Consider the following 24,397-nt stretch of genomic DNA (forward strand, 5'->3'; position numbering starts at 1 on the left):
TCAATAATGACACTACTATAAACTATGACATTGGTGAAAATAAAATTTCAAAAAGAGAGGATGTTGAAATACCTCCAGCTGCATAGTTAAAATTGCCCAACTGTCAGATCAGATTCAAACTATTACATTTTATTATATCAAACATAAGAAAATGTTAAAAATTCTTATCATATTACAGTCTATTTTTTTATAAATACTAGTAAACTCCATAAAAGCATTAGGTAATAAAAGCTGGCACTTAGGAAAAAGGAAATGTATTACTATCTCAAGCTACAAACTTAAGTATATTGCTAAGTAAGATCCACAGCTAAGTCTCTTCTTCGTAATAAATCTTATAGTATTTTCTACCATTTTCATCAATACCTTGTTCAATTAACTCTCTATTACCATGTATATAGATATGAAAGTTCTTATCAAGTTTTAGTACATTTTTGAAAACTCTTGCCTGTTTTTTAACTGCTTGACTTGATATTTCAAAATTATCAGCCAATTCAATTTTGTTTTCTTGCCTATAATTTTCGTCAAACTTTCTAAATGACTCAATTATGTTATCTTGGCCAAATACCTCATCTTCAAATTGTTGTTTATCAAATGATTCGTTTTTCTTAAAATAGTCAACCGAACGATTTAAAAAATCTATCTTATCGGCTTTACTCAGTGTAAAGTCTTCATCCAATTGCTTGGTAACAAATTGTTTTGCAATTCCCAAGAATTGATTGGTTTGTTGATATTCATTGTTTATCGTTTTGACAGATAGAAAATTTTCCTTCCAATAAACAGTTTCGGTGCTTTTTCCTAGATTATCTATGATGCAAACCTTGTACCCAGACTGTTTATCACAATTTAGGATTATACATCCTTTATCTAATTTATTTACGTTAGTTCCTTCATCATAAGAAATAATTTTTGCATTACTACTTCTCACGTTTGATTTAATGTAATTTTCTTTTGTTTCAGCTTTGAATATACCGATCGCCTCCACTAGCTCGTCTTTATATACTAAATCATCAAAATATGCTATATATAATTCTCCCTTTTTAATTTTGGGATGGTTACTATTATCATAAAGATGTTGTGCTATTAGCTTTGTCTGTTCGAAATAATCCAATTCATTAGAGAAAATACGGCTTGCAATAGCATAAATTTCATTTTGCTCCAGACCAACGGAATTATAAAAGTTGAATATTTCATTACCCGAAAACGACGATAGAAAGTATCGTTTTATTAGGCTCAGTAGGTCGTCATCTTCTATATTCGCTAATGTTGAAGAGAACTCAACCCCTTCATCAAGTATTTTATTTCCTACTTGATGAACAGCTAAGCTTCTTATTTTTAGAGTATCAAATTGTATCATTTATGTTTTGCTTTTGCTTGTACTGTGTATAATTATCGTCTCTTATTTTATTGATTTCTTTGGTAATTAGTGCTTTGGTGCTTGTGAAGTTATTATCAAAAGAGTTGGGAGCAGGTGTTATGGATATTCTTAACTCAGTGTCTTTATATCCTTTTAGTCCTAATGCTCCGTTAAAAGATACCTCTATTGAGCATATTCCATCTCTATTTATATATTTATAGATTACATTAAAACGAACTTTTTCACACAAGATAGCAATTCGATATTCATCCTCGGATAAATAGATCGTATCATGAAGCTCTTTTCCATGTAAATTCAAATTAGAAACTCTTCCTTTTAAGGATTCTAAATCTTTAGGTAGTTTTGATAGAGTTTCATCGGTTCTGAACTTCATACTATCCAAAGTAATTTTCTTAATTACAATAGCCTTTGAATCCTGTATCTTTAAAAAGCTTAAGAGGAATTGTATTCTTTCATTATTTGCAAAGTCAAGAAACTGTATTGATTTAAATTCTTCAACTGATAAATTATTTTTCTTTAAGGCTTTTTGAAAGTTATCAAAATAATTTTTATTCAATTTATAAGTTTCTGACGAAGTATGCTGATCTATAAAAGTTAACTGATTATTTTCATACCTAATTTCCATTTGGGCATCGTGAAATGTCTTGCCAGTAAGAAAATCTTTGTTAGTATTTTCTTTCTCTATTTTATATTTAACAACGAGGTGATTATAGTTTTTGCCAACTCTTTCTAGCATAGGAGCTCCTACTAGAGCACAATTTTTCGGCAACCCAGATTTTGTAATACTTTTTAAGTCTGGAAATAATTCATTAAAGGTTTCCCAAAGTGTCTTACTACCTAAGTTGACTGTTGCTGTTCGCTCTATCTCTTTTGGCTTGTCTTCTTTTTCTCTGTATGTGGCCTTTAAACTATCTAGTTCATCAGGACTTAAAAGTAGACAAGAAAATAAAGGGAGAATATCATTCTTGCTTTTTTTCAAAGTAACAATTCCTTTTCTTGTTAAAAAATCCTGAAGATTTACTTCTGATAAAATACTTGTTCTTAGTTTTGGAATTAAAAAATCTCCGAAAGGCAAAATCTTATCAATATCATCAGATATTTGGGTTGAATGTGTTAATTCTACCTGCTTATCTTGTTTAGGTTGAGCGTAAAAAGTATTATTTTGAGTTTCTTTCAATGATACGATATCAAATTTTGAGAATCTGTGAAAAGTGATTTTTGTAGTAAATGATTCATCTTTAAAAAGTTGCTTTACTGCATTAATTTCATATTCTTTATTATTATCATAATTAGGTAAATATATACGAATTTCATTCGTAAGCCCACATAATTTATGTGAGAGCCAAATTAATCTTGATACATTTTCTTTACTGTATGGATTATTGCAAAAAATCAAACACGATATTTTACCTGTTTCCTTTTCCTCTTTAACAATAGGAATAATTTCAGAATTTATTAATTGAATGGGAAGTTTTTTGCCAGATAGAAGTAACTGGGACTTTTCCATATTCTTCCCTGTATTCTGATATAAAAACTTTATTTCACTTAAAGGCCAATAACTCTCAGCAGTTTTGATGGAACTTACTAAAAAAGTAGCTCTTTTATTATCAACCAAAAATATCTCTTCAAATTTATTCGTACCAAAGTCAATATCATTATTTATGTGTTGTGCTAAATCATATTCTTTTTCAGTATCTAAGCTACTTAAGCAAAAAAGTAAACCTTTATAGTGTGTCTGTAAACCAGAGTTTCCAACTAATTGAAGAATATTATCACTTTGTTTGGCACAGTCCAAATTTTCAGCTAGATCAGTGAGATGTTGAGTTAATTCATAACTTTTAGAACTGGGATATCCATTTTCGGAATGTTTCACAGATCCTATAATAATATCTCTTCTATCATGATACAATGGATTATCATAAGAGTACAATATATCTATTCCATGATGTGGATTATTTTTTACCGTAGGTTTATGCCTTGAAGGAAAAGAGCAATCAATATCCATATTCCATGAAGCACTTCCCCAGCCAACAAGTTTTAAAATTTCGTTAGCAATTTTTTCACCGTCCCGCCCCGAACGTACAGAATCTTCTGCCATAATTTAAGTTTTTAAGGTTATTATTTATTTCTTTTTATCAAGTTAATGTTATTCAATATTTTTTCTTTCCAATGGTTCTTAAGGAGATAATACAACTTTTCCGATTTCTAACAATATAGCAATTTATTTAATATGTATACAATTTGCGAAACACTAAATAAATCAAACCAAAATAAGAAAATGAAAGGAAAAAAATATCACTGATTTCCTTTTAAAGTTATATTGTAAAAATAGAAATTTCTAATCATATTAAATATTTGCAGATATAGACATGTTTCAGTGCAAGATGAGTGCATTTATAAACCGCATATATTTTTAACACACTTTTACACGAAGTGTCTACTCTGCTGAAATATTTCTAAAAGAAAGCGAAGAAAAAACCGAAAAAAAAGAAGAAAAGAAAGTCCTCTTTTAAGGGAGCGAGGTGTTGTGTCAAGGTTTTTTGGAAAAAGTTTTTGTGTATTTTTATATACTCAAAAAGTTTTTCTAAAAACCCGGAGGGCTGGACCTTGACACAACTTAGCGGCTGGACCAGTAGCTCCCTATCTTTGACTTCTTTTTTTATTTTTGTCCCCATAAATACTAATGACTTTACAAAATTTTCATTGCAACTTTCGATTAGTCTTATCTCAATTAATTTGAATCTAGCCTCACTTTATCTTAAAGATCAAGATAAAATATAATGTTTATCAGATTATCCTTCAGCACTCTTTTGTTAAGCATCTTTAAATAAACAGAATATCTGTGATTCTGAATAATATAAGCTTCTTTTTTTTAAAATTTCAACTATAAAATAAAATACGCCAAGTTTTGGCGCCACGGTAGCTCATCTTTGTCATAGAAAGGAAACAGAAAAAATAATAATCCCAATCCCTAACTGTTTAGTTAATTATTAACTTTTAAAAACACAGATTATGAAAGACCCTCCTGCTAAAAAGAGCTTCAGCTTAAGACATCAAAAAATCAATTTTAACAACTTTAAAAATTTACAATTATGACATCAAAAACAGAATTAAAAAGTTATTTCGAAAACGGAGACATGCCAAACGAAGAACAGTTTTGGGCATGGATGGAAAGTTATTGGCACAAAGAAGAAGTTATAGATCCAAATGCTGTTCAATATACTAATGCTGTACCCTCTGTATTTAAAGTGGGTGGTATTCCTGCTGGAACTACTTTCGATAAAATGCCATTAAAAGAATTATTGGATTATATCTTTTATGGAAAGGTAGATTTATCCAGTACCGAAATTAAATTTAAAATCAGAACAACTCAAGCTAATGAAAGAGTACCAATAGCTATGCTAAGAACTTCTGCACAAGCTGCACAGGCTAAAGTCAATTATGGTGATGGAAAGGAGGAAATGATAGTAGTCCCAACTTATAACGGTTCAGAATCATGGACGGACGGAGATGGGAATACGCACTACATTGACACCGGAAATACATTCTATCATGTATATGAAACCGCAGGCGATTATGAAATCACCATCAATGCAGAAGCCAATGTAAGCTATGCAAGATTCTGCGAAGGACTTACCAAAAATTCACAGGGTTACTTTGAGCCTACAACCAATAATTATATTGTTGAACTATCCAAATTCAAATCAGATTCCTTAACCACTCTGGATTATACTTTTGCAGGCTTATCACAGGCTAATGTGGCTGCAGATTTTAAGCTTGAAACGCCAAAAGTTGAAACAATGGATGTAGCTTTTTATGGTTTTGGAGAAGGCAGAGAATTTGAAGCTTTCCCGGCGGATATGCTTTCTCAGATTACCAAGCCAACAGGACTAAGAGGAACATTCTTTAGAACAGGTCTTAAAAAGATTCTACCGGGATTCCTGGATAGTTTCTTTAATCTTGAAACAGTATTCGAATGTTTTAAAAACTCTAAACTAGGGAAAGGGCATTATCAGGATGTTTATGCATGGGATTACAGAGACAAACATTCCATAGATTCTTCTTATGATTTTATCCCTGTTTCGTTATTCTGGAAGAACCCTAAGCTAAAAGATGTATCCCATTGCTTCAACTATATTGGAGAAGGCTGGTTCGGAAACTTTACCTCGGGATATTTAGCGTATAATATAGTGAGAAGAGAATTGTTTTGGAATGGTAAATCTTTAGGAAATACGAAAGGAACTATTGAGAATGCATTCTATATGTTTGCGAAAAATAACAGAATCCTTTGTGAAGCCAATATCCTGAAATATGCTCCCGAAATGAAACATATTGGAGGAATGTTTACGCAGACCAATCAGGTTATTCATGCGATCAGCTGGGGTGGAATGATTCCTATTGCGAAGAATGAGACTACCTCTATTCGTTCTTATGATGGTGGACAGCCTGTTGAAGTCGAAGGAAATGGTTTGACATACGACTTGAATGTTATGTTCCCCGAGGCAATTTACCCAAAAATTCTTACGCTGAATGGTGCATTCACAAATGCAGTAGCTAATGGTGATGGCTTTAATCATGCTCTAGACTATAGCTGGGCAGCAAGTCCGGTAACAATAGATCAGAGTTTCAACGGAGCTGCATTCCTGGCAAAATTTCCGAATGCTACAGCTGGTAGTGTAGATGCATATGCTCAACAAATGCTTGGACAGTCCGGTGGTTCAGAAGCCGATAAAGCAGATGGTCGAAACGGTGTATTCTTTATGCTGGATCAGGATAACAGAATCACAGACAAAGCTACAATTCCTGCATTAGTATTCAATAACGCGATTCCATATTAAAAATGTAGCAATGTAATAATGTAACAATATACCAATGAGATAAGACCATAATAAATCAAAATTACTCATTGCCTATTGCTCATTGTTTATTATCCATTGCCCATTTTAAATCATCAATAAAATTTTAAAGCTTCCTTAAAAATTGATCTGAAAAAGGTCAACAGGGAGAACTATGTCTAAAAATTAAAAAAAACAATCAATAAATATTAATATTATGAACACAAACAGCAGTAATGCCACACAAACACTTTTCCGTTTTGCAAGCCTTAGAAATCCTCAACTGGCTGAAGCTAAAAACAATGACAACTTTATTATAAGAAGTAAAGAGTCAAAAGGCTATTTCGATTCTCTTATTCAGGAATGGTATGCTCCTCCTGTAAAAGATACTTCTAAGATTAATTATCTTATCGAAAAGATGAATGAAAATTCTGAAATTATTTCTATTAAAAAGACTGAAAAAGCTCTTATTCAGGTTTTAGGATATTTTTACGAAGCAGGAAAAATTTTGGCTCAGAAAGGAATTTGGGATAAGCTTTCAGATTTAGAACCTCTTATGCTTGATATTCAGGCAAAAGTAAATATTTCCGGTTCTGTTGAAAGTCAGTTATTAGATCCTTCTTCAGAAAGGGTAAAAGCATTATGGGATAGCTTGATATACCAGATGCTAACTCAAAAAGATTTTTATGTTAAAGAAATTATTATTCAATCTCTGCAGGCTATAAATTGTTTTATAAAATATCAGAAGCTAACTACAGAACCTGAAAAAGAAAAACTGGAATTACTTCGTAAGACAGCAACTGCTAAAGTCGTTATTCCCGACTATCTTTTCATAGATTCAGCTAAACCAGATGATGAAAACAATATTTTCACTGTTAATGAAAGCAGAATTGCGGAATCTTACATTTATACAAATAAATCTGGACAAAAAGATGCTGTAAGCCCTGCTTCTCAAATTAATTATACTGCTAAAAATACCCGAATGGAACTGGCTATTGAAGCTTATAAAAAGACGAAGTTAGAGCAGTTACAGAAGGAATTAGAAAAAGAGCAGAAAAATTATAAAAGAGAATATAATAAAGCTTATAATATTGCTTTTGAAAAATATCAGCAAGAAATTTCGACTCTGCCTCAAGATTCTAAAAGTACAATATCTGCTGATCAAACAGAAGAAGAAATAAGCGAAACCAGTAGTGATATTCAGGTTCCTAAAGTTCCAGAATTTATTTTCGAACATAACGAGAATATGAACGTTATTTCACAAAAACTTTCTGTTTCCTCTCGAAACACCCTAATTCAGCTACTGGAACAATCGGGTTATTCTGATACTACTGAAGTATCCTCTTCCAGAGAAATGCAAAAAAGCATGGTATCTGTATCTTCTGATGAATCCGGTTTTTCTTTCAATGAGATTTTTGAAAAAATTGATGAAAATTTATCTGAAATTCAGGATAATATAAAGAATCTTTCAAATATACAGAGGGAACAGTACGTAAAAATGGGGAACGCTTTAATTCCGGTAAATCAGACTACTGAAGAAGCCTACGCATTTTCCTTTATGGGGAAAGCGGCATCATATTCTGCGGGAGTTCAGAATTGGAGTTTTTATCTTACACTTAATCTTCCTGATGATTCCTGGAATATTACTTCTATTAACTATCGTATACAAACTAATGAAGGAAGTATTCAGGATGGTAGCTATTATGGGTTGACCAGAAACAAAGGACAGATTTTTCTAGCTGACTTTTTTTACAATTATTTTACGGCAGCAGAAACGGATTATCCTGTAAATTTTGAATTTGATATTATTTTCAGCAATGGCGAGAGCGCAAAGGTAATTATAGATCAAAGAATTGTTTCAGATTTATTATATGCTGGTGTATTTAAACTGGAAGAATCGGAATCAGGGTTAGAAAACAATGTTTTTATTCCTAATGGATTCGGAATAAAAAGATTGGGTATTGCAGACTATATGAAGGTTGAGCAAACGCTCCATGCTTATGTACCTGGAGAAGTATCCAACATTGAAAACGTAATGGCCAGTGAGTTGAGGCATAAAAGTTCATCCAAGCTATTGAGAACAGAAGATACGGTTACTACAGCTACCTCCACCGAAGTAGAGCATATTTCAGATACAACTACAACAAGCCGAAATGAAATGCAAACTGAGGTATCCAAAATTTTGCAACAGGATAAAAACATAGAAAGCCATACCTCTCTTAGTGGAGGAGTGGGTACGAAGTTTGAAATCGGAGGCAGCTTTGCTAACCGTACTTCAAAAGAAGATGCTACAAGACAGGTAGTTGCTAAATCTCAGGAGATTACAACAAGAGCTATGGATAGAGTGGTGAGTAAAGTTAGTGAAGAGCGAGTTAGCAAAATCATTCAGGAGTTTACTGAAAACAATGTCCATGAGTTTGATAACAGAAGCGGATCCAAGCATATTACGGGTGTTTACCGTTGGGTAGATAAGAAAATGAAAAACCAGATCTTCAACTATGGGAAAAGAATGATGCTGGAATTCATGATTCCCCAGCCTGCAAAATTACATGATCTGGCCACAGATAGTATTATTAAAAATTCTCCGGTATACGAAAAACCTATTGATCCAAGAAAAGATGCTTTTGTTCCGATGAAAGGAGCTGGCAGTGCTTCAGAACAAACCATTCGTTACTGGGCAGATGCTTTTGGTGTTGAGGTTCGTGATCTTCCAAGAAAGAAGCTTGTTCATCATGTTCCTAATGTATTCTATGAAATAAAGGAAGATCAAAGACAGAGAAATCAGACATTATTATTACCAGATCATTATTCAGCTAAGTCAGTGACTGTATATTGGGGATTTGAAGATGGAAGAATGCGGGTGAGTGATTTTATGGGAGGAATGATAGATCTTTTTAATAATGGTGATGGAAATTATACAGTAAACAATCTGGATATTGTAAATAATTTTGAATTTAAATTTCAAGGAATTGGGGTGGATTCATTCAATGTTTCATTTGATTTTTCGTGCGAATTATCTGATGAATATATGTTATCGTGGAAACAGGAGCATTTTACCAAAATTATTGATGCTTACAAAAAAGCATTGCAAGAATGGGAAGATAAAGTAGCCGCTTTAAAAGAAGAAGAAAAAGAGGAAAAGGAGAAATCGGATAGCTACCCATTCTATCGTCAGATTGAAGAAGTGGTATTGAAGCATAATTGTATTGCTTATCTACTGCAAAGCTATAGTAAACTTGGAACCAAACTCTATGATGTGACGGCTGGTGAAATGAAAAGCTTTAAAATGAGATTAGGTAAGAATCTGGATGAGTATACTGCTCTTGCCAAATTTATGGAACAAGCTTTTGAATGGGAAATAATGTCCTATAATTTCTATCCATACTATTGGGGAAATAAAGATGACTGGAAAGATATGTATCTATCCGAAAGTATGGATTCACTATTCCGTAGCTTCTTACAGGCCGGTATGGGAAGAGTAATTGTAACGATTAAACCAGGTTTTGAAGATGCTGTTAATTTTTATCTGGCAACAGGGAAAATCTGGAACGGTGGTGAAGTTCCGGTAATCGGAGATCCACTATACGTATCCATTGTGGATGAATTAAAAGAACCACAAGGTGAGAAATACGGAAAGGCATGGATTACCCGTGTTCCAACAACCTTAACTATTTTACAGGCTAAAACTGTTGGATTGGAAGTTGAGGATGCATTACCTAGAACGATCGAAATACCTGAGGAATTCGAAGTGCCGGCAGATGTTGTTACTGAAAGCGATTTCCAACTGAAGGATAATCTGAAGCTGGAAGGAAGCGATAAGCCTTCTACACTGAAATAAATATTAACAACAGGAATGGCGGTATATCTGCCGCCATTTCTTCTTACTAACAATTAAAATTTACAGAAATGAGTACAATAGAAAAATTACAGGTAGGAAGAATCTCAGCGTTAGGATTAAAAAATACGGGAATTAAGTCAAGTACTTATAAAGATTTTTTAAACAAGAAAGGAGAATACTATTCTGTAAAACAAAAGTTTTCAAACCTTGATGTTGAGGATATTTCATATCAGGAAGTTACAACGGATGGTAATAAAGAAAGTTTATGCTCTGAAGAACGATTAAAAGTTATCCAGACAGTTTTTTATTCGGATATTAATACCATCTTTCTTAATGCAAGTACGGAAATAATTAAAAATATTGGTAATAACGCATTTTGGTTTCTTGAAGGAGAGGATTCTAATTTAATATTATTCCATTTCTTTTCAAATCAACAGGATAAGGAGGTGAAGCGAGTAGTTTGTAATCTTGGAAGTGATATTTTCGATTGTATTAAGCTGAATACTCGTGTTTTTGCCACTGGAGGTTACGTTATAGAATCTAATGGAAAAAAGATTATTAATCCTGAATTGGATAAGTTCAAAGAACGTATTATCACGTGGGTTTTAAAGCAATACAATAGTCCTGAATTTAGTCATCATAGGGTATCCGCTTCCCAAATTAGTAAAGCTATGGATTTGGAATTTTATGCCGAAGCAACCTATCAAAAAGCAGTAGACTGGATCTTTGATAAGATTGGAGTAACCACAACCTTTAAATATTTAGTTGGTATATTAAAGGACAATGCCAAATTTATTGGTAGTTATAAATTTCAGGAATACAACTATCTGCCTTATCTATCTAATTTCGACCCGTTTATAAATGACAGTTTCTTAAAAGCTTTTGGTATTAATCCCACTGTTTTAATTGAAAGATATTCAGTTTCCAAAGAACAACTGAAATATTACAATATCAAGGAGAAAGAGGTAAATCTGGTATACGCCTTTAATGCTGAATTCTGCGGATTCTGGAATGCTCTTATTGATTCTATAGAAGGTTTATATCTTACCTTTCCAGGTATATATGAAATTTTTACGGATAGGGCTAATCTAAAAAAGTTTATTAGGATGATTATCAATATCTTTGAAAACTTCACTGAGCTCAAAGATATTATTGTACGATATGACCATGAAAATAGCCAGGGTTCTATTTATAAGTTTTGCTACCAGCAAGCTTATGAAATCACAATGCTGCTGAGTTTATTACTACCTCTGCCTAAGGCTCCACAGGGACTAAAATCATCATCTGTTTTTGAATTCTTCAGTAATGCACTGGCTAAAATATCTGCAAAAAGCGAACTGTTATTATTAGCTTACAAATTAGGATTACGAGTAGAAAGAACCGCAGATGAATGGGTTTTGATCTCCGATAAAGTAGTGCTGTTTAGGGGAACCAAAGAAAAGGTACTGAAAAGAATAGAGCATATTGCAGAAGTTGCAGAGAAAAATCCTAAATTCGTGATGCGCCTTCTCTCTCCAAGAAGACTGGAAGCTTTAATAGATGTGAAAAAAGGTGAAGGAGCCTTTTTAAAAGAATTGTCAAAAGAAAGCAAATTGATTGTACAGAAAAGATTAAAAGGCGCTAATATTGCTGCTGCTAAATTTAGGGTCAGTTATAAAGGACGAGTGAAAACAATAGAGTTAAAGGCTTACTCCAATAGTAATGTAAGCCAGCTAAATCAATTTGAATTTTGTAAAGCTCCAAATTTAAGAAGTGGTGAGAAAATAACAGATTTTATTGATTACACTGTTGCTGATTCTAGAGGTAAAAATCGATTTAAAGATACAGAAAGTAAAATTTTCCGGGAATTTGAAGATGTACATTTAAAGGAGATTATGAATCAGTTTGGAGCAAAATCAGCAAGCGATCTGAGAATTGATGTAGAACTACAAACTATATTAGATCCATGCCCTATTTGTCAGAAGCAAATGAGAACTTTTGAAGCTAAGTATAATACAAAGATTGATATCTTTAGTAGCGGAGCGAATGATGGAGAGAAATTAAATGAACTTTATCCTAAACTTAAAATAAGAGAACCTAAAAAATAAACACAATGGAAATTAAGTATTTAAAGAAAATGAAAGATACCCCTAAAATTGGTCAATGGGTGAATAGGGGGATCTCAGAACAAGAAATAGAAAAATTGGAGCAGGAATTCAATATAAGTTTTCCCCAGGCTTATAAAGAGTTTTTGTATTTGGGTGGAGATTTTCAAAATTGCGTTGAGTGGGATACAAACTATGTTCATATAGATTGGACACAAGACAATGTGAAAGATAGTATGGCAAATGTAAATTTGCAGTTAAAACCGTTTTTTGCATTTGGAGAATATGGTTGTGACCAATGTTTATTTTTCTTTTTAAATGACGGTGAAAACCCCCCTATATATGTATATGCAGAAGATAAGTTTCATCAAAATGAAAAAGGAGAATTCGTTTATTATGTAAAGCAGGATAATTTTTTTAGTGAGTATATTGATAGATGTATTGATGAGGCTTTAAAGAAATAGTTTTAGAGGTTGCCTACGGGCAACCTTTTTTATACACAGAAAGTAAAATTTTCACAATCATTTTCCAAGTATAGAATAGATTCTGGAAAAAATCATATTCTGTTCTTTCTTCAATTTTTCAATTTCAGAAAGTGTATTTGAAAAATCTTCCAATAACTTTTCAGAAATAAACTTTTGCCCATTTACGATTCTTGCAACTTGGTTGATATTGGTTTCAATCTTGATAAAAACGTTGCCTTGCTTTTCAATGAAAGCCATTACCATTCTTCTTTCATCATTAAAAATTCTATTTTCTACTGAATTAATGATTAGACTACTCAGAGAGATTCGCTTTTTGGAACAAAGCTTTTTCCAGTTTTCTTTTCTGGATTTTTGAATTCTTATGAAAATCCTTTCCTCCTTTTCCATGTTTATTCATTTTCAGTTATAAATAACTTTAGTACAGCTCTATCTAATTAAAATAGCTCAGCGCTTCTAAGTAAGTAAGGTTGATATTGCGGCCTTGATGAAGGGTAGAAAAAATAAATCAGTGTTTTATTTTCTGATTATTTTTTTTGCAAAATTGGGGTGTAAAAACATTAAAAGCAATAGTATACAAGGAGCTTGGACTAAATAAGAATGATCTGGACTTATCTGGAATATCCAAAGATTAAAAAAGAACGTAATGGACTATTCTGGAATATTATACCTGATTTTCCCAAAATAAAAAAACTGAGTTCCGAAGTTTTTCCCCCTTTTTGCAAAAAAGGCAAGAGAGTCTTTGTAGGAAAAACTTGAAAAGTTTGTACGTACAAAGACACATCTTGCCGAGAAAAAAACGCCTAATTTTCAGAGCTCTGAAAAAGTAAAAAAGAAATAATCAACATTCCGTATATTAGTTAATTATGGTTGAAACTAAGATTTCTTGCTATTGAAAGAAAAAAAGACGGCAAATTATGGGGGGAAGACCTGGGTAATTATTACGCAGGTTTCTTATTAGCCTGTATCTATTTTACTCACCCTTGGTCATAGCCTGCTACTTTTTCACTCACATTCCACAACAAGGTGGGTAAAAATTACTCAGGTTAGAGAAATAGGTGGGTAATTTTTACGCAGGCTGTAATTATTTTAAAAACTATGAGACTGTTTAGTCCTGAAAAAAGTTTACAGTTTTTTAGTTACGAAATGTGTAAACCTATTTTAGGATTAGACAGACTATCGCATAAAAAGACGATGAATTATTAAAGTAAGACCTGAGTGATAAGAATTACGCAGGATCTTTGCTAACCTATATCTATTTTACTCATTTTTGGTCATAGCCTGCTACTTTTTCACTCACGTTCCACAACGGGGTGGGTAAAAATTACTCAGATTAGAGAAATAGGTAGGTAATTTTTACGCAGGTTGTAATTATTTAAAGTGAATCATAGAAAGAATTAAACTATATTGATGGACAGATTAATAAAAGAAAGTTCTCCTTTGTCGGAAGCAGATTGAAGAATTCCAAAACCCTTTTAATTCCGATTTTTTTTATTTCTTCACAGTTCATTTTTTCTTTTTTCAAAGCAAATTTTCCCGTCTCTTTTCCTTTTAAATAAAAAAAGACTTTTTAATTACTTTTAATATACTTTTAGTGATTAGCCACACTGCCCTCTGACAAAGCATCCATCTTCAATTCGGAATGAGTACAATTCCGAATTCCACATGAGTACAAATCCGAAATACGAATGAGTGCAATTCCGAAAAAACAGCTTTTACCAGATGAGTACAATTCCGAATCTGATTTTGTTTTCTACAGTTATTTTTACCTTATCTACAATTCTCACAGGATTTACAATACCTACATGAGTGCAATTCCGAAATTGGCCTCATAAAAATCTCAATTTTAACAATTTCTTAACTTCAGCGAGTGCAATTCCGAATTCCGAATGAGTACAAATCCGAAATACGGATGAGTGCAATTCCGAAATCAGAGAATAACAGGGGTAACCGTTTGGCAGTATTTCCGCCATTTTCGTTTCTCTGTATAATCGTATAATAAGTTCCTGTATTTTGCTTAAAAAAAACGCTCCCTGAAAATGTATAGATTATTTCAGAAGATACAGGTATATAGCAATAGCAGCAGTACTAAGCCTTACTTTTTGGTTATGTCCCCAAACACCGTACTTTCTGGTAAGACAAATGCTCAGGTACTTTCGATTAGTATAGATCGTAGACCTTAACTTATAACAAAGGTTGGCAATTTTGCCAACCTTTAATTTTTTCAAGTAAGTCTATTACATATAATTACAATTTATTATTTCATCTTGGATTTTGTGGTATACCTGTCATCTTAATAATATCCTCAGGAATGGCTATGGCATAGCGAGGATCATTAGGTGGGAGTGTATAAACTTTATTTGCAACGGTTCTCGTTAAAGTAATATGAGCTCCATCTCTGTTATATCGCTTTAGATCAGCCCAACGAAGTCCACGAAATAAAAGTTCCTTTCTTCTCTCTTTAGCTATAAGCGTTAGTGCCTCATCTTTACCATTTACAACAAAAGGAACAAAGGTTTCAGTTTTCCATCTTTTTATAAGTAGTCCGTTGAGTAACTTCATGGCGTTATCCACATCACCTAGTCTGGCATAACTTTCTGCTGTACCGAGATAAATTTCATCTATAGCCATACAGGTCATTCTTGAAGAGTTTCCACCGTAATTACCTTTAAATAATACATCCTGATTCGTATTCATCCTAAAATAAATGGATTTTCTAAGGTCATTACTACTATAACTATCATATAACTCCTTTGGAATTTTAGCTATACTACTCGATAACAATGGAGAGTATACCATATAGGTATGCAAAAGTACTTCCGGATTCATACTCTTTACAGGATATGAATCCAAAGGATTCAATGTATTAAAATCCATTAACGTTCCATTATATTCTAATGCTTTAGCTCCATATTTCAATGAATTTCCATAATCTCCCATATAAAGGTATACACGGGATAAATATCCGAGTGCCGTTACTTTTGACGGACGAATCACCGAGACCTGTTTTTCAGGAAGTAAATCTACTGCTTCATGCAGGTCTTTTAATATTTGCTTATAGGTATTTTCAACACTGGTTCTAACAGAAGCTATATTCATATCAGGACTCAGGCGTAGTGGTAATCCTAAATCACTACTTGCAGTCCCTTTGTTATAAACAGGGCTGTATATTTGTGCAGCTTCCAGATAGATAGCAGCTCTCAGAGCGAGAGCCTGACCTTTTAAATTCTCTGCTCCAGCAATCTTATAATGATCAATATTAAATAAAACGGTGTTACAAACATTAATTCTTCTGTAACAGCTTCCCCAGTCATTCTCATCATTATTAGAAACATGATCTGGCTGCCATGTATACAGTCTCTTTTCAAATTCATTACTGAGTGTATTATAATCAGAATCCAATATATAAATATCATCAGAAGAGATTTCTCCACTGATACTATTGTTAGCTGTAACATTATAGGTTCTGTCCAGCAGTGCCTGATTATCTTCCAATGTTTCAGGGGTTGAAAGCATAGTATCTGACTTTTCATCTAAAAAATCAGAACAGCCCGTGATTATATTTAGAGCTGATAATAATAACAGCGATAATACTTTATTTTTCATAATTCAGGTTTTAAAATTGGACACGAAGTCCCAGTGAGTAAGTAGTTACAGGTTTCAAAGAATAAGTACCCCAGTTATAATCCGGATCTATCCCTTGTTTATTGGCTCTCCACAATATCCCTATGTTATTTATATTACAATAGAGCTGAAGGTTTTTAAGCTTTAAAGTTTGTAGTACTTCCTTTGAAAAACTATAATTTAAATTGATATACTGAAGACGGATGTGGTCTCCCTTTTCAACCAGTGCTTCAGAGCCAAGATAAAAAGCATCTCTGGCAGAATTACTCTCATACCTATTGGAAGGAATATTGGTATTAAGCTCATCTCCCGGTTTTTGCCATCTGTTAGCATAATCACTATGCCCATCACGATTCATAATAAGATCAGTATAGCTTATGGAACTCCTTCTAAACCAATACCCAAATTTGTATGTAATAGCAACATCAAGACTTAGCTGTCCATAACTAAAGTTATTGATAAACGAACCATACTTTGTAGGGACTGCCGAGCCAAAATAACGTAAATCCTCTACACCTTTTTCTGAACTGGTTATTTGTGAATAATCCTTACTCACCTTACCGTCTACATATCCCTGTGGATCACCTGTAACAGTATCTAATCCTGCCCATTTGTAGGCAAATATTGAAAATACAGGTAGTCCGGTTATTCCCGATATGGGTACTTGTGAGCCTGAACGGGAAACAAAATTGCTGGCAAACATAGTGGAAAGGTAATAGTCTGTTACCTGATCCTTATAGGTGCTAAAGTTCAGAATACTATTCCATTTAAAGGCTTTATCTATATTTCTTGTTCTAAGTTCTATATCAATTCCATTTCCTTTCATTCCGGCTACATTCCACAACATTGATTTTATTCCGGTTGTATAATCCAGCGGTGCTTCTCCAAAAAGATTATTCCCTTCTTTCTGAAAGTATTCCACAGATCCGGTAATACGATTATTTTTTGTGGCAAAATCAAGACCCATATTAATCATTTTTATCATTTCCCATTTCAGATTGGGGTTATAATACTGATCTATTCTCGCTGTTCTCCCTCCTGTATACACCGATGCATTTGAATCAAAAGCGATTGTGGTTACCGCCACCATTGCAGGGTCTATGTTTCCGTTAAACCCGTAAGACCCCCTTAACTTTAGATTAGGAAGCCAATCCACATGATAGAAATTCTCATTGGATATGTTCCATGCTAGTCCTGCTGACCAAAAAGGATTCCACTGATCGTTGGTCTTTAGTCCAAACAGATTGCTCGCATCACGCCTTACACTCCCGGAAATGGTATATTTCTTATCATAAGTATAGGCAGCATTGGCATAGAGGGATAAAAAACGAATATTAGTCTCCCTAAGTGACATGACCTTGGGTATAAAATCCATATTACCCGTAACGTAGTTGGGATACTGATTAGTGTAATCAACAACACCTACAGACTGGTTACGTGAATTATAGCCATAATATTGATTGCTTTCATACCGGGTAGAAGTCTCTCTCATTTCTCCCCCTGCAATAACAGAGATATTATGCTTTAACCAGGTATTGTTATAATTAATCTGTCCCCTTAAATTATTAACTGTTGCAAGGGTATTACTCTTTATCATGATTCCGCCTTTGGGTACGATAAAACCAACGCTGCCATCTGCATTAGACCTTGCGAAGCTATTAATCATATTTCGGGCATAATAGCTTTCATCATCATTTAAATTGGTAGTAAGTCCACTTAATCTTTGATATTGATACTTAACATCTATATCCAGCCCTTTAAGAATTTTGTAGTTTACTGCTGTATTTAAAAGTATTTCTGTATTATCATTTTTTACTGTTCTATGCTGCCAGTCGGTTAATGGATAATAATTCCAATCCATCAGACCTTTTCCCTGTAAAGAGTTTTTATAATTCTGGTCATAAAGGGAATTCACAACAAGGGGGTGTCCTTTAGCATCTGCAAATTCCATATAAGGAACTTTCCACACCCCATACATATTAATACTGTTGTATGCACTTCTTCCACTTTGGGTTTGAGCATTAGTAAAATAAACGCCTGTAGTCACAGATAGATTAGAGAAAGGCTTCCACGTATTCTGGAACCTTGCATTAAACCGCTGGTATTTTTCACCCAGATTTCCACTATTATTATCATACCCAAAAAATGAAGTCCATGAAAAATTCGGAGCTCCGGCAGAGATATTCAGTGCATACTGACGGTTTTCAAGAGGCAGGTACATATATTTTTTATACTGATTACGCACATCAATACTTCGCAGTCTACCAATTTGTGCCATCACATCGGCACTGGACATTAAGCCTTTCTGCTCTTTGTTAAGAAGATCGACAACGGGAGTCAAGACCGGATGAGAGGGCGAACTCAAATCACTGTTATAGTATCCTCTTTTAAAAAGCTCCATTTCTACGTCTATGAAATCACTACTTGACATCTGTTTAGTATAACCTAAATCTGGTTTTGCACTAAGTGTTAAGTTTGCAGTAAAGTCAACAGACATCGACTGATTGAATTTTGCACCTTTTGTTGTAATGACAATCACACCGTTGGCTGCTCTTGCACCCCAGATACTTGATGCAGCAGCATCCTTTAGGATGGTGACACTTTCTACCATATTAGGGTTTATATTTTTAATATCTCCTTCATAGGGAAAATTATCCACTACAATGAGTGGAGATTTAGGTCCCTGAAGGGTACTTAAGCCTCTTACCATGAGTTGTCCATCTTCTGTAATACCTTTGGTCATACTAAGTCCGTTAGCTACCGCCGGAAGTCTGTCAAGGATATTTGTGGTCACTTGTTGCTGTAAAAGCTTGTTATCGACTGTTGAAAAAGATCCTGTAGCCCTTTCTTTAGGTATTCTTTGATAACCTGTAGAAATATTTACAGCTTCAATCTCATTAATTTTACCTGTCTCTTTATTCTTGAGGTATATAACCAATGGCTTTCCTTCAGGAAACTCCACAAGCATAGTTTTATTTTCATAGTTCTTACCAAACAGGTTTAAACGGGTCTTCATAGTAGGAACCTTAAGACTAAATCTACCTTCAGCATCTGTAACCGTTACAGTTTTTGAATCCGGTAAAGAGACAGAGATTCCACTAACCGGATGAGATGTTGTCTCATCCAGTACAATACCTGTTACCTGCTGTTGTGCCATTATCGCAATTCCCAAAAGCATGCTTGGGAATATTAAAATTTTCTTCATGATTGTTTAAAATTTGAAATTAAACTGGACTCTGTTTTATAGAATGATATAAATGATAAGAGATTCTCTTACCGATTAAGCCTATGGTTATACCAATTCTACTATCCTTAAGTCACTATAGCCCGTTATTTTTTGTCTTTTACAACCAGCATCGGGATAGTTCGGGTTTCCTCTACAAGAGCCAGATCATATTTCCCAAGTTCATGCTGAAGAGTTTTAAGGTCTGAGGAATTTGAGAATTGCAAATCGATATTTCCTCTATATCCAGTTTCATCTATCACCGGTAGTGGTGTTGTTTCACCAGTAGCATTTAACCCGGATATAAGATGACCTATAGTAGCATTTTTAAGCATAGATGGAGTTTTAAAAAATTGATCTACAGTTTCACCTCCTTTAGTGGCAATTTTATCTTGATTAGAAGTTCTTTTTAGAACCAGACATTTCACCAGTCTCTTTTCAATATTTGCTGTATAGTCAGAATTTTCATTCACATTTCTTAACATTTTATCATAGAGGGAATCTGCCTGCTCCTTTGGAACTATATATTCAATACTATATAATTTATCAAAGTCTCCACTTTTGGTGGTATCAAAATCTATTTCTTCAGGTTTATTCACAAGATTTATCAATCTTTTATCGGTAAACTGATCTCCAAATTTTTCAAATAATTCATAGGAAATTCCTTTATAGATATTCATTAATGAAAAATTGGTAAACTGTCTGCCATAAACGACTTGTCCATCTCTATGAAATCCTGAGCCATATGTAATAGCCCGAATTCTGCCTTTTACAAACAGGTTATATCCTTTAAGGTGGGCTAGTTTCTCCAATTCAAAATTCTCAGAGAGCATTAATGGTCTTTTACGGTCGATCTGAATAACCGTTTGAAGGGAGGATTCTTCTCCTTTTAAAGCTTCTAGAAGTGTAGCTTCTGAAACCTGTCCGGAATCTGTGGTGTTAAAAACTTTTCCATCTTTGATCCAAATAATATATGGTACAGCAGTGTGTGGAAACAGATTATGGAATAACTGATCTTCAGTAACCGATAGTATACCTTTATAACGCTGTCCATTTTTAGAAGCAAAGAATTTATCTAAAGTGGCTCTATCCTGATTGCTAACAGCCAGTATTTTTATCTTGTCTCCAAACTGTTTTTGGAGTCCCTCCATCTTTGGGAAGTTGGCAAGGCAGGCACTGCACCATGTATTCCAGAAGTCCAGTAAGATCAATTTATTTTTATCCTCAGATAATTTTATAGTTTTCTGAGGATGATTGACTACCTCCATTGGAGTAGCCCAGACGGAAGTCGGCAAAGCTTCACCTACTTTCAAAGATTTTTTTTGTGAATATGCTGAAGTAGCTACGGTTACGGCTAAAATAAGGGACACACGCCCCCTGCAAAAGAAATTTTTCATACTTTTACTTAGATTATTAATAATAATTATGACCAGCTCTTCTGTGTGTTCAAGTAAATTCAAGGCTACTATAGCACAGGAAGGGCTTTTTTAGGGTTTGATTAAGATAAATGACTTAGGGACATGATTTCCCCTTCAGCCAATAATGTTCATAGGCAGGTAGAATTGTATTTTGAAAAAGCAGGGAAAATATATCTCATAACTATATTCCCCTTGCTAAGTGCAAAAAATCTGGTGATAAGGATGAAAAAAAGATTTCATAAATTAAGGATTGCTCCCGCAATGGTTGTACACCCACTGTAACTGTCCACAGTGATACTTTTACGGTAGGAGCGTCTTAGAGAATTGTAGAGTAAGTGGACTGCATAGAAATAAAAACGGCATGGGAACTCTACAATATCAGGACAGAGGTACTGGTATACCTAACACACAGATAAGAGAGAAACCCACGCCTAGGTCGTGAGCCTCATTACTTATTGTCTCGTGTGTTTAAAAATTACCAGTTTTCTATCCGAGATTCTAAGCAATAGCTTCTATTTATTAATCGTTGAAGTATCGCAAAGTTACCTTTATTGTAACTTATAATGCAAATATAATAAAATATTTTAAATCATTCGCTATCACGAACAGTTGTTTTTATTTAAATCAGTTGATTTGAATATAAATGTTGAATTAACGATGACTGATATTAAAAATAATGAGAGAAATAAAGGAAAAAATGCATTGGTAAATAAATATCTTTGCAACTTTATTGCTTCAAGATTTTTATTAATCTTAAGAGATCAAAACGGAAAGGAAATATCTCAGAATAAATATGCAAAGTTATGTGGAATTGCTCCTTCAACTGTTAGTAAAATAAAACTCCCTGAAGGATATGATATCCCTATGTCAACGATTTATAACATTTGTCGACATGAAAAAAAATCTTTACAAAGTTTTTTTAGTGATTTTGAAAAGATATATGGGCAAAATATCCCAGACTAAATATTTTATAATTAGCCAACAACAATAAAACAAGACATCTACAATAATAAATAACCTTCTTAGCATTTTCGCTAAGAAGGTTATTTATTAATACACTGATGATGTATAGAAAGAATTTGAGAATTATAATGATTATCATTCGGAGAATATAATTATTTATAATTTTCATAATCTACTAATTTCCAAATACCTTATGTTTGTTTTAAAAAAAGTCACTATTTTTGGATATAAACACCAAGATCACACAAATGATTTATAAAATCCATCAGATTACCAATGATTTCATCATTGGATCTGTCCAAGACAAAATAAAGAACTACCGCTGGATAGTAGTGGCAGATATTCCACGCCAAATGACCTTATATAATCGAGTTCAACCTCAAAATATTAGCCTTATCAGTGGTGAATCTGATGAGGGTTTTAGCCATGACTTTGAAAGAATATGGACATTATACATGGCAGAACGCCTAAGAAATTGGCTAATTATTGAACATCCTGAAAAGCTATTTTCTTATAGAGATCAACCAATATCAATTAACAATAATTTTATCTGATTATTATTACTTAAAAATACTTATCAAAAACACTAAAACAAAAACAAAATATGAAAAAGAAAAATACTCCTGAAGATATTTTCTTCAAACCTGACGGATATAAAGCTCCGGATAATGCCAATGCTATTAAAGAGAATAGTATTGCAGGTATTAATCGTGTTGTAAAACTACAATGCATTGTGAATGGTAAAATCATTCCACACTTTAAAGATTTTAAGCTAAAACAAAGTACCAGAAATCATCATGAATTTGAGCTCATTCTGGCACATGATAGCCTGGAAAACAGACAGGATCATACATTAGAAGATGTCAATAAATTTCTTGGTGGAAGACTAACCGTCAGAATCATGTATAAAGATGTGGACAAGAGCCCCGAAAGAGTATTTGTTGGAGTCATAACAAAAGTAGGATTCAGTCAGGATAATCATAGCCTCGGAAACATTGTACTGAAAGGCTTTAGTCCAACCATACTTTTGGATGCTGCTCCCCATACTCAAAGCTTTGGGGGTGGGCAGCCTGTTAATATGGGAATAATTGCCACTGAAATTCTTAAGCAAGGTATAGATAAAGGTAAATATGACTATCGTGTTGATGCTAAAGCTTCATCACAAATTATCTATAGTGCTCAATATGATGAAACACATTACAATTATTTATGTAGAATGGCAGAGGCTTATGGTGAACAGTTTTATTATGATGGTGAAGTACTGCATTTTGGTAACCTGCCACCTCAGAATAAAGTTCTGGAACTTATTTATGGGAGTAATGTTTCTGATATCAATGTAGAATTAAAAGCCGTACATATCAATCCTAGTTTTTACGGTTACAACAGCAGTGGTAATACAAAACTAACATCGGGACAAACTCCGATTAGCCACAAGGGTGATTTGGCACAGACTGCCTATAAAAATAACAATAGTATTTTTAAAACACAATCCCTTCAAGTTGCTCCTATAAAAGCTAGAACTGATATGGACGTCACCAATTCCCAGACCAGTACAGCAGGAAGCCAAGCTGTAGAGGTGTTTACAGTTTCAGGGAAAACTACTGTTCCTTTCCTGTATCCGGGATGTGTGGCAGATGTTAAAATGAGAAAAGCTGATAGTAATGAAACCACTTATTTCACCAAGGTAATGATAACCGAGGTAAACCATGAGATAGATACACTTGGGCATTATACTGGTAGCTTTGTAGCTATTGCAGCAGACACAGGATTCTTACCAAAAGCTGAATTCACTATTCCGACTGCTTTACCCCAAATAGCAACAGTAATTTCCAATACAGACACTGAAGGTCAAGGGAGAGTTCAAGTGAAGTTTGATTGGCAATTGAATGATACTACAAACTTTATTCGTGTTATGAGTCCCGATGCAGGCGGAACTGACCAAATCACTCAAAACCGAGGTTATGTTGCCATTCCTGAGGTTGGTGATCAGGTAATGGTTAACTTCCAGCATGGTCACCCTGATCGTCCTTTTGTAATGGGTGGAATGTTTCATGGTGGAACAGGAATTGGTGGAAATATAGATAATCATATTAAATCCATACAGACCAGAAGTGGAAATAAGGTTATCTTTAATGATGCTGAAGGCAGTATACATATTGAAGATCCAAGTGGAAATATTTACTTTATGGATGGTAAAGGGAATATTACAGTCACCGCTCCTCAGAATATGACATTTAATGCCGGGCAGAATGTAAGCATCAATGCCGGACAAAACATAAATGTCATAGCAGGAACCAATATCATGGCATCAGCAACGTTGAATTACACACAAGCAGTAGGAGTAAATTATATGAGTACAATTGCAGGAAATTCAAGTCATTTTATTACAGGGAAGCTTATGGAAATAATTGATGGAGACACTGTATCAGAATCTAAAAAAGAGAGGAAGGAATACAGTAGTCAGGATATGGAGGTACAATCAGAAGGAAATATAAAAAAGTACTCCCAAAAGACATTATATAACAACAGTGGCGAAAAATCTAACTCCCATTAAA

The 24,397-nt window shown here is 33.8% G+C and carries 13 protein-coding genes; 7 read left to right on the forward strand and 6 right to left on the reverse strand.

What is annotated here, in order from left to right; all coding sequences use genetic code 11:
* Positions 1-307: 307 nt before the first annotated feature.
* Complete coding sequence (locus BBI01_RS17875; protein ID WP_065396007.1) at positions 308-1,354, reverse strand: nucleoid-associated protein; 1,047 nt, start codon at positions 1,352-1,354, stop codon at positions 308-310.
* Positions 1,341-3,473 carry a PD-(D/E)XK nuclease domain-containing protein gene (locus BBI01_RS17880; protein WP_065396008.1) on the reverse strand — a complete coding sequence of 711 codons (2,133 nt, stop codon included), beginning with the start codon at positions 3,471-3,473 and terminating at the stop codon, positions 1,341-1,343. The genes BBI01_RS17875 and BBI01_RS17880 overlap by 14 nt, the downstream gene beginning before the upstream one ends.
* A 994-nt stretch (positions 3,474-4,467) precedes the next feature.
* Here BBI01_RS17880 and BBI01_RS17890 point away from each other — a divergent pair.
* The 4 genes from BBI01_RS17890 to BBI01_RS17905 all read left to right on the forward strand — a co-directional run bounded on the left by BBI01_RS17890 (position 4,468) and on the right by BBI01_RS17905 (position 12,596).
* Positions 4,468-6,213 carry a PKD domain-containing protein gene (locus tag BBI01_RS17890; RefSeq protein WP_065396010.1) on the forward strand — a complete coding sequence of 582 codons (1,746 nt, stop codon included), beginning with the start codon at positions 4,468-4,470 and terminating at the stop codon, positions 6,211-6,213.
* A 214-nt stretch (positions 6,214-6,427) separates the two neighbouring features.
* On the forward strand, positions 6,428-10,048 hold the full coding sequence (locus tag BBI01_RS17895; protein WP_065396011.1) for a hypothetical protein: 3,621 nt from the start codon (positions 6,428-6,430) through the stop codon (positions 10,046-10,048).
* Positions 10,049-10,116: 68 nt separating this feature from the next.
* A complete protein-coding gene (locus BBI01_RS17900; protein ID WP_065396012.1) occupies positions 10,117-12,135 on the forward strand; it encodes a hypothetical protein in 2,019 nt (672 codons plus the stop codon).
* A 5-nt stretch (positions 12,136-12,140) separates the two neighbouring features.
* Positions 12,141-12,596, forward strand: coding sequence for an SMI1/KNR4 family protein (locus tag BBI01_RS17905; RefSeq protein ID WP_065396013.1), 456 nt, complete (start codon positions 12,141-12,143; stop codon positions 12,594-12,596).
* Positions 12,597-12,653: 57 nt separating this feature from the next.
* Here BBI01_RS17905 and mobC read toward each other — a convergent pair whose 3' ends face one another.
* From mobC to BBI01_RS17925, 4 genes are all read right to left on the reverse strand, one after another.
* Complete coding sequence (gene mobC, locus BBI01_RS17910) at positions 12,654-13,004, reverse strand: plasmid mobilization relaxosome protein MobC (RefSeq protein ID WP_065396014.1); 351 nt, start codon at positions 13,002-13,004, stop codon at positions 12,654-12,656.
* Positions 13,005-14,876: 1,872 nt separating this feature from the next.
* The gene (locus BBI01_RS17915; RefSeq protein WP_065396015.1) at positions 14,877-16,220 is read right to left on the reverse strand and encodes a RagB/SusD family nutrient uptake outer membrane protein; all 1,344 of its coding nucleotides are present in this window, start codon (positions 16,218-16,220) and stop codon (positions 14,877-14,879) included.
* Positions 16,221-16,230: 10 nt separating this feature from the next.
* On the reverse strand, positions 16,231-19,443 hold the full coding sequence (locus BBI01_RS17920) for a SusC/RagA family TonB-linked outer membrane protein (RefSeq protein WP_078704042.1): 3,213 nt from the start codon (positions 19,441-19,443) through the stop codon (positions 16,231-16,233).
* Positions 19,444-19,568: 125 nt separating this feature from the next.
* Entirely contained in the window at positions 19,569-20,858 is a 1,290-nt protein-coding gene (locus BBI01_RS17925; RefSeq protein ID WP_083190147.1) for a TlpA family protein disulfide reductase, read from the reverse strand.
* A gap of 654 nt (positions 20,859-21,512) precedes the next feature.
* Here BBI01_RS17925 and BBI01_RS17935 point away from each other — a divergent pair.
* The 3 genes from BBI01_RS17935 (at position 21,513) to BBI01_RS17945 (ending at position 24,396) form a co-directional block, all read left to right on the forward strand.
* Positions 21,513-21,842 (forward strand): hypothetical protein, encoded by a 330-nt coding sequence (locus tag BBI01_RS17935; protein WP_123862169.1) that lies wholly within the window; start codon positions 21,513-21,515, stop codon positions 21,840-21,842.
* Between the two features lie 248 nt (positions 21,843-22,090).
* Positions 22,091-22,396 (forward strand): hypothetical protein, encoded by a 306-nt coding sequence (locus BBI01_RS17940; RefSeq protein WP_065396020.1) that lies wholly within the window; start codon positions 22,091-22,093, stop codon positions 22,394-22,396.
* 50 nt (positions 22,397-22,446) lie between these two features.
* Positions 22,447-24,396, forward strand: coding sequence for a type VI secretion system Vgr family protein (locus tag BBI01_RS17945; protein WP_065396021.1), 1,950 nt, complete (start codon positions 22,447-22,449; stop codon positions 24,394-24,396).
* Position 24,397 lies beyond the last annotated feature (1 nt).

Source organism: Chryseobacterium artocarpi (genome assembly GCF_001684975.1).
GTDB classification, from domain to species: domain Bacteria; phylum Bacteroidota; class Bacteroidia; order Flavobacteriales; family Weeksellaceae; genus Chryseobacterium; species Chryseobacterium artocarpi.